General features: G+C 45.2%; 2 protein-coding genes. One reads left to right on the plus strand and one right to left on the minus strand.

Features of this window, described 5'->3' with window-relative positions; translation table 11 throughout:
• Positions 1-158 precede the first annotated feature (158 nt).
• Positions 159-1,643, plus strand: coding sequence for an alkaline phosphatase family protein (locus HPY31_RS28410; protein ID WP_172143293.1), 1,485 nt, complete (start codon positions 159-161; stop codon positions 1,641-1,643).
• On the opposite strand, the gene HPY31_RS28415 is transcribed toward HPY31_RS28410, so the two are convergent.
• A complete protein-coding gene (locus HPY31_RS28415; protein WP_172143294.1) occupies positions 1,597-2,277 on the minus strand; it encodes an endonuclease/exonuclease/phosphatase family protein in 681 nt (226 codons plus the stop codon). The genes HPY31_RS28410 and HPY31_RS28415 overlap by 47 nt on opposite strands.
• Between the last annotated feature and the right edge of the window lie 260 nt (positions 2,278-2,537).

Below are 2,537 nucleotides of genomic sequence, written 5' to 3' on the forward strand. Positions count from 1 at the left end.
CTAAAGGCCGGGGTTTTTCTTAATGTCTACGAATTGGGGTCTTGACCATGGCGAGCAGGGGTTTTTTCTTTTTCAGGCGTATACTCGGTCATGCAAAATCGAACACTATCAGGTGCGACTATGATTATTGCTATTACGAAGAGAAGGGTGGCAGCCGGATGAAAAAGGTCATACTATTCCTGATCGACTCCATGATGCCTGATGTTCTGGAGCGATGCATTGCTGCCAATAAAGCACCAGCGCTTCGGTTTTTCATGGAGCATAGCCAGTACATACCAGATTGTGTGACCGTTTTCCCTACAATGACGGCTTCGATAGATTGCTCTCTCATTACGGGAGTCTACCCCGATCAGCACAAAGTACCGGGTTTAGTTTGGTATGATGTAGAGCAGAAACAAATGGTGAATTATATTAATGGGGTCGCTTCTATCCGAAAAATAGGCATCTCAAGCTGTGCCGAAAACGTCCTTTTTGATTTGAATGAACGTCATCTGAGCAAGGATGTCAAAACCATTCATGAAGTACTGGAAGAAAACAAACTTGTATCCGGTTCCATCAATGTGATCGCCCATCGCGGACATAAGAAGCATAAGGTGAAAATGCCAACCTTGCTTGATACAATTACATCTTTTTCCCTGCGCGAAAAGGTGAGTGGTCCAACGATCATGAGTATGGGGACACTGGTGAGCCCAGCATTATTTCGTACCGTCCCATGGGATTTCTCTCAATCAGCTTTAGAAGGCTACGGAATTAATGATACTTATGCAATCGATGTGATGATTGAGGTGATTCGCAGCGGTCATCAGCCACATTTTACGCTGGTCTATCTGCCAGAGAATGATCATAAACTCCACAAGTCCCCTGAGGATGCCGTACAACACTTGGCAGATGTGGACAAGCAATTGGCCCGTTTGCTGGATAGCTTCGCATCATGGGAGCAAATGCTGGAGAGAAATGTATGCATTTTGATTAGTGATCATGGGCAGACCGTCATCGGAGAAAGTGAGGACCACAATATTCCGCTGGATCATCTGTTGGCGAATTTTTCGGTCCATCCGCTTGGTACGGATGTGACATCAGAAGTGGAAGTAGTCATTTGCAATAATGAGCGTATGGCATATTTATATCCAGTGAATGGAACGGATCCACTTTCTATTGTAGAAGCGGTTAGTGTGGAAGAAAGAATTGATTTGATTGCTTGGAAAGAGGGCCAGAAGGTAAAGGTGCGTCGGGGCGGAACGCAACAGGAAATGTGTTTTTGGCGAAACGGGGAGTATCAAGATGCCTATGGTTCTTCTTGGTCCGTTGAAGGAGATGTTACTGTGCTGGATGTGCAATATGATGGGGAGTGTCTTTCTTTTGATACATACCCGGATGCTTTTTCTCGACTATACGGGGCATTATTCTCACAGACTGGTGACGTGGTAGTTGTTACTGCTGCCAAGAGCTATGAATTATTATCGGAATGTGCACCCACGCATTTAGGTGGAGGAAGCCATGGATCCTTGCATAAGCAAGATTCTCTGATTCCGCTAGTGATTGCAGGGGCTTCGGAGTTGTTTCCACTCCCTGCTAGACTGGTAGATGTCAAAGACTTTATTCTCCGTGAACTGGGGGTTCCGTCAGCCTCAAATCCGCAATGATCGGGACATGATCGGACCAATTGACAGCTAGTAGCTCGTAGTGCTCGATATTCCAGTGATGAGAAGCAAAAATATAGTCCATGCGTCGGCGGAAAGCAGGAAGCGTTGGTTTTTTTTCCTGACCTGAGACAAGGGCACAGTCCATCAGGTATGGAGTAAAGGACACATTACTCGCGTTGAAATCCCCCATTAGGAGTAATGGGGCTTTTGCGTGTTGCTGTATCAATGTCGACATGAGTTGTAGCTGGGCTAGTCTGCTTACTTGATTTAAGCTGCAGTGTGTAACACAAAGTGTAATCGTACGTCCGAATCCTTGAAAGGATGCATACAGGAGGGTTCGCTGTTCTTTTCTGGCTGGTAAAACGATTGCCTCGACATTTTCAAGCGCGTACTTCGATAGTAGCGCATTGCCGTAATACCCATCTCCTATCGGGATCGAAGGGGAAAAGGCTAGATGATATTGTAATTGATCGGCGATGTAGCTCGCTTGATACCCATACTTCCCGTTTTGATGAACTTCCTGAAGACCGATGATGTCTGGTTGCAAGCCCTTTAAGGTCAGAGTCATTTCATTCAGTCGGTTTCGCCACCAGAGGTCACGTCCGCTATGAATGTTGTAGCTGACTACACGCACCCTTGTCCACTTCCTTTGTTTTGACGTCATTTTTTTAACTTATTTAGTTTTCCCTATTGCATTAGGTTTTAGTCTATGCTATATTAAGAAACGTCGCCTCTGCTTGAGGCACAGATGGTATAAAATGCTCCTTGAAAACCGGAATAGAATTAATCTGTGAAAATAAGCTTGTGTTTTACTTGAAGTCAGATTCATCTTCAAACTTTATTGGAGAGTTTGATCCTGGCTCAGGACGAACGCTGGCGGCGTGCCTAATACAT

It is taken from the genome of Brevibacillus sp. HB1.3 (genome assembly GCF_013186635.1).
Taxonomy (GTDB): Bacteria; Bacillota; Bacilli; order Brevibacillales; family Brevibacillaceae; genus Brevibacillus; species Brevibacillus brevis_D.